The 6,109-nt window shown below is 40.4% G+C and carries 7 protein-coding genes; all 7 read left to right on the top strand.

Annotation, left to right across the window (positions count from 1 at the left end):
• The coding region (gene cheB / locus AC1DVJ_RS29440) for a chemotaxis-specific protein-glutamate methyltransferase CheB (RefSeq protein ID WP_477596214.1) at positions 1–945 on the top strand (945 nt) is incomplete at its 5' end.
• A gap of 53 nt (positions 946–998) precedes the next feature.
• Positions 999–3,065: a chemotaxis protein CheW gene (locus AC1DVJ_RS29435; protein WP_477596212.1), complete on the top strand. Its 2,067-nt coding sequence runs from the start codon at positions 999–1,001 to the stop codon at positions 3,063–3,065.
• Between the two features lie 28 nt (positions 3,066–3,093).
• Positions 3,094–3,555 carry a chemotaxis protein CheW gene (locus AC1DVJ_RS29430; protein WP_477596210.1) on the top strand — a complete coding sequence of 154 codons (462 nt, stop codon included), beginning with the start codon at positions 3,094–3,096 and terminating at the stop codon, positions 3,553–3,555.
• Positions 3,556–3,558: 3 nt separating this feature from the next.
• Positions 3,559–4,179 (top strand): chemotaxis protein CheC, encoded by a 621-nt coding sequence (locus AC1DVJ_RS29425; protein ID WP_477596207.1) that lies wholly within the window; start codon positions 3,559–3,561, stop codon positions 4,177–4,179.
• Positions 4,176–4,670, top strand: a complete 495-nt coding sequence (locus AC1DVJ_RS29420; RefSeq protein WP_477596205.1) for a chemotaxis protein CheD — start codon at positions 4,176–4,178, stop codon at positions 4,668–4,670. The genes AC1DVJ_RS29425 and AC1DVJ_RS29420 overlap by 4 nt, the downstream gene beginning before the upstream one ends.
• Positions 4,670–5,101 (top strand): hypothetical protein, encoded by a 432-nt coding sequence (locus tag AC1DVJ_RS29415; RefSeq protein WP_477596203.1) that lies wholly within the window; start codon positions 4,670–4,672, stop codon positions 5,099–5,101. Before AC1DVJ_RS29420 ends, AC1DVJ_RS29415 begins: the two co-directional genes overlap by 1 nt.
• Before the next feature lie 19 nt (positions 5,102–5,120).
• The gene (locus AC1DVJ_RS29410; RefSeq protein WP_477596201.1) at positions 5,121–5,909 is read left to right on the top strand and encodes a FliA/WhiG family RNA polymerase sigma factor; all 789 of its coding nucleotides are present in this window, start codon (positions 5,121–5,123) and stop codon (positions 5,907–5,909) included.
• The last annotated feature ends 200 nt before the right edge of the window (positions 5,910–6,109 follow it).

Raw genomic sequence — 6,109 nt, 5'->3', positions numbered from 1 at the left:
GTTATGAATGGATTGGATGCGCTTAAACACATCATGGAAGAGCAACCAACCCCTGTCATCATGTTAAGCTCCTTAACGCAAGAAGGAGCTGCCGAGACGATTAAAGCTTTGGAGTGGGGAGCAGTAGACTTTATTCGAAAGCCGTCGGGATCCATATCTCTGGATTTGTATAAGGTTAAGCTATTGCTGCATGAGAAACTGCTTATGGCAGTTCGTTCGAAAATGAATATCATCCAACCTACTCGTACACCGTCTCCATTAGCAAAGGTTAATCCATTGTCGTTGAGATCAAAAATGATGAAAGAAACTCTGAAACAGTCAGATGCGAATGTTCCGGCTAGCCAAGCTTCTACACATTTTAGTCATGTAGTTGCGATAGGTACTTCAACCGGTGGTCCACGAGCTTTACATCAGGTGATTTCCAATATTCCTGCAGGTTTCCCAGCTCCAATTTTAATTGTTCAGCATATGCCGCCTAATTTCACCAAATCACTAGCCCAACGTTTGAATGATATTTCGCAAATTAGGGTTGTTGAAGCGGCGGATGGCGAAATCCTTCAAACAGCTACTGCTTATGTGGCTCCGGGGGGATGGCATATGGTTATCTACAGAGATCCGAACCGAACGTACAAAATTAAATTAACCAAAGATGAACCTGTTTCTGGTCACCGCCCATCTGTTGATGTCATGTTTGAATCCTTAATAAGCATGAATGAATTAAAGCGACATGTCGTTTTGATGACTGGTATGGGAAGTGACGGAGCCAAAGGGATGCTTTCTCTGAAGCAATCAGGTGCAACAACAACAATTGCCGAGGCGGAAGAAACCTGTATCGTGTATGGGATGYCTAGAGCAGCTGTAGAAAATCAAGCTGCGATGCTTGTCTTACCTCAACAGGATATAGCAGTTCGTTTATCAAGGTGTGTACTGAATGAAATGAATTGAAGCAAACATAGGGTACTGGATGAATTGGATGATTCTATTGGAGGTGTGTGGTAGTGGAACTAAGTCAATATCTATCGATGTTTATCGATGAATCAAAAGAGCATTTGCAATCATTGAATGAAAATCTTCTGAATTTAGAAAGTAGTCCAAAAGACATAAGTATCGTACATAACATTTTTCGTTCGGCTCATACGTTAAAAGGAATGTCAGCAACAATGGGGTTTGAGGACATCGCGGCACTTACACATGACATGGAAAATGTGCTTGACCTCGTACGTAATAGCAAAATTGATATGGACTCTTACATATTTGATTGTATTTTTAAAAGTTTAGACTCCTTGGAATCCATGGTGGAAGATATCATTCAAGGCGGTACAGGCCAAGCGGATGTAAGTCCGATCGTCGGTTCTCTAAGATCCATCGTGACAGGTGACTACAAAAAAACGCAAGCTCCCTCAGTTGCTGTTATTGTGAATGAACCAGCCAAAGGGATTGAAGTGGATGAGTTTCAATATTCCATTCTTAAACAGTCGATAGAATCAGGTTTTTTGGTATTCTATATTGAAGTCAGTGTCAACGAGAACTGCGTGTTGAAAGCGGCACGTGCTTACATGGTATTCGAAGCTATGGAAAGAATGGGCGAGATCATTAAGTCAACGCCTTCCGTGCAAGAAATTGAACAAGAGAAGTTTGATCGCTCATTTTCACTCTTCTTTATTTCGAAAGTAGATCAAGCAACACTAGAGAAAGCGATTTTGAATGTTTCTGAGATTGCTTCTGCCGTTATTATCACAGTAGATACAGAATCACTAGCAGAATTATCTCGCCCAGCTAAGGAAATTGAAACCGCACGCCAAGAAATTGCAGCGGCTGTTGCTGCAACAATTACGGCTGCTGATGCACCTGAATCGAAAACTGTCGATCCAATAGTAACGGCTGTAAAACCTGTAGCAGGTGGAGCTCCGGTTGCAAGTCGTACGATTCGTGTTGATATTGAGCGTTTAGACACATTGATGAATTTATTCAGTGAGCTTTTGATTGACCGTGTTCGCTTAGAGCAGTTAGCGAGTGAAGTGAAACGCAATGATTTGACGGAAACTGTTGAACACATGTCTCGTGTAAGCAGCGATTTGCAAAATATCGTTTTGAAGCTTCGCATGGTTCCAGTAGATTCGGTATTTAATAGATTTCCTCGAATGATCAGAGACTTAGCGAAATCCTTGGACAAAAAAGTAGATCTTGTGATTACGGGTGCGGATACAGAATTAGACCGTACGGTCATTGATGAAATTGGTGATCCATTAGTCCATTTATTGCGAAATGCCGTCGATCATGGGATTGAATCGATCAGTGAGCGTGTGGCTGCAGGTAAACCAGAGCAAGGAACTATTCAGCTTCGCGCATTCCACAGTGGTAACCATGTCTTTATCGAGATCGAGGAAGATGGCAAGGGTATTTACCGTGAGAAGGTTTTGAAAACAGCTTTGAAAAATGGTCTCGTTACAGCAGAACAAGCTGCAAAATTAACGGATCATGAAGTATACAACTTACTATTTGCATCTGGTTTTAGTACAGCTGAGAAAATTTCTGATATTTCAGGTCGCGGTGTTGGTTTAGATGTTGTTAAGACGAAGATTCAAATGTTGGGTGGACATGTTCAAGTTGATTCGAAGCCAGGCTTCGGAAGCAAATTTTCCGTACAGTTACCACTGACTCTCTCTATTATTTCTGCGATGCTAGTGCGTCTKGGTAGTGAGAAATATGCGATTCCATTGTCTTCCATTGTTGAAACTTCAGCTATTCAAAAGTCTCAGATCCGTAACATCCAAGGAACTAAAATGATTGATTATCGCAAATCGGTCATCCCATTAGTGTCCGTGAGTTCCTTATTCCAGGTTCCTGATTTCAATGAGGATTTGGAGGAAGAAACAGAAATCGTTGTTGTTCGCAAAGGTGATAAACAAGTAGCGCTAATGGTAGATGAATTTATTGGTCAGCAAGAGATCGTATTAAAAACACTCGGTAAATATTTAACTGGTATTTTCGCAATTTCAGGAGCAACTATTCTTGGAGATGGACAAGTTGCATTGATTATTGATCCTAATGCAGTGATTAAATAAAACCATATTCGTTAAGGAGGATTTCAAAATGGGAGAAGAAAAAAAGGTAATTGTCTTCGCACTTGGATCGGAAGAGTATGGTGTTGAGGTAGAAAAGGTTAGAACGATTGAAAGAATGCAGCCAATGACACGTGTGCCAAAAGCACCAGAATTTATTAAAGGTGTTATTAATCTACGTGGTATTGTTATTCCAATTATTGATCTACGTTCGCGATTCGGACTTGAAGAGGTAACAAGTACGGATGCTACTCGTATTATCATCGTTTCTGCTGCGGATTTTGAAGTGGGGCTCATTGTTGACTCTGCCAACGATGTTATTGATGTCGATACGGATAATATTAATACACCGCCAGAAGTTGTTGGTGGCATCAAAGCAAAATACTTGGATGGTATCGCACGTGTTGGCGAAAATAGATTATTGGTACTCCTTAACCTAGAGCAAGTGTTGAATCGCAGTGAAATTCAGCAGCTAGAAAGATTCGAGGAATAACTTGTGGACGTTTTTAGCCGACTAGAGGATTTTCAATTAGATGTGCTTAAGGAAGTAGGGAACATCGGCGCGGGTCATGCAGCAACTGCGCTTTCAACCCTGCTGGATAAGCCAATCGATATGCTTGTTCCTAAAGTAAGAATGCTGCCTTTCGAAGAAATTTGCGATAGTGTTGGCGGTGCCGAGTCTGTGGTCTTGGCCATCTTCTTACGAGTAGAAGGGGATGCACCAGGGAATATGTTTTTCATACTTGACTTGAATGCTGCCAAAAATATACTTCGAGACTTGGTTGGTTTATCACTTCCTGATCAAGAAGAGTATTCAGAGCTCGAATTATCTGCATTAAATGAAATTGGCAATATACTTGCCGGATCTTATTTATCCTCACTTGCTGATTTTACGAATTTAAATATGCAGCCGACGGTTCCAGCGCTGGCGATCGACATGGCTGGTGCAATATTAAGCTATGGTTTATTGCAATTTGGTCAAATGGGAGATCAGGCTCTTCTCATTGATACTAAATTTTTGGAAGGGGACAATGAAGTGCAAGGGCACTTTTTCTTAATCCCTGATCCGGAATCGTTTGGTAAAATCTTTTCGGCATTAGGGGTAGTCTCTCCATGACGCAAGAAAACTTAATTAAAGTGGGTATGGCTGACTTGAATGTTGCTCATCAAATTGGTGTTTTGAAGACAACAGGCTTGGGTTCATGTGTAGGAGTAACGCTATACGACAGCCGTTCAAAAGTAGCAGGAATGGCACATGTCATGCTGCCTTCTTCTGAAATAGCACGTGAAGGCAATTTGAACATTGCCAAGTATGCCGACACGGCAATTCCTGAACTTATTTCTAGAATGGAAAAGCTAGGAGCAAGCATAAGTAAATTAGAAGCTAAGCTTGCTGGCGGCGCCCAAATGTTTGCTTTTGCAGGAAATAATGATACGATGAGAATCGGACCGAGGAATGTAGAATCTTGTAAGGAAATGTTGAATCGTTACAAGATTCCAATTCTAGCTGAGGATACAGGAGCTAATTATGGTCGTACGATTGAATTTTTTAGTGCGACTGGCATCTTACTGATCCGTAGTGTTCAATTGGGAGTAAAGGAAATTTAATGATGATTGGGACTATACGAATAAATCTCATAGTAGCATTGTTAGCAGGTTTGTTTACTTTTGCTTTATCGATTGGCAATAACTTATTCCTATCATCCTGCATCAAAAGTGGTTACAGCTTTCTCATTTTATTCGTAATAACATTTGGATTTAGATGGGTGTTAGGGCTATTAATTGCTCCTGTATCTTCTATTGAGGATTCAACAGACGGGAACTCCTCATCCACGGTTGGTCAAAACCTAGATTTGAGTACTCCCGATGAGGATGAGGTAACGCGGGAAATGATGAAGTTGAATCACACGAACAATAATAAAGATGCACATTCTAATGAAATGCAATTTTCACCATTGAATCCACCTAAGCTAGTCACCAAGAATAATTTGGACCCTGAACAACTGGCGGGTGCCTTGAGGCGAATGTCTGAAGATTAAGGATGGTGAATCTTAAATCATGATTGATCAAAAGCAAGTTCAACTTGCGAATATTGAATGGTGGAAGCAGTGGAAAGAACAGGGCATAATTGCAGCGAGACAAGCACTAATTGAGAATTATTTACCTTTAGTGGAGTATGTTTCAGGTAGATTAGCTATTGGTCTTCCAAAAAGTGTTTCAAAAGACGATTTATCTAGCTTTGGGGCCATGGGATTAATTGATGCCATCGAGAAGTTTGATTATGCACGTGGCTTACAATTTGAAACCTATGCATCATGGCGAATTCGTGGATCTATTATTGATGGCTTACGACAAGGGGATTGGGTTCCAAGATCCGTAAGGGAAAAGGCTAAAAAGGTAGAAGAAGCCTATCAAAAGTTGGAACAGCAATATCTGCGATCTGTCACGGATACGGAAATAAGTAGTTATCTGGAAATCAGTGAGCAGGATTTCCAACAAATGCTTCAAGATATTTCTATTACGACAATATGTTCGATTGATGATCCCATTCGAGAAGAAGAATCGGAAACCAGACTTTCTCTCATTGTTGATGAGAAAGCCAAAGATCCAGAATCTCAAGTGAATGAGTTTTATCTCAAAGAATCATTAGCGAAAGCTATAGACCGATTGACGGAAAAAGAGAGAACGGTTGTCTCCCTATTTTATTTCGAAGAATTATCCTTAAGTGAAATTGCAGAAGTCATGTCATTATCTCCGTCACGCATTTCACAACTGCATTCTAAAGCGATCTTACGTCTAAAAGGTGTACTCGGACGATTTAAAAATCAACTTTTTCAAGATAATTAAACTTATTCTGAAAGTATGGAAAGGTGGTATGTCCGTGAGTGAAGGGAACATGCCTTTGGATTACTACATTAGTATTACTGTGTCAGATGACAAGTTATCTGCTCATTTACTGATCAGTAATACGGATGATACGTTTAAGGTCTCAATTGGGCAATTATTAGATATGGTTCAAAAAAACAGGATTATTCATGGTGTAAATC

The sequence above is a fragment of the Paenibacillus sp. P4_A9 genome (assembly GCF_056402415.1).
The sequence above is the reverse complement of the archived record's forward strand: the minus strand, read 5'-3'. Positions and strand labels throughout refer to the sequence as shown.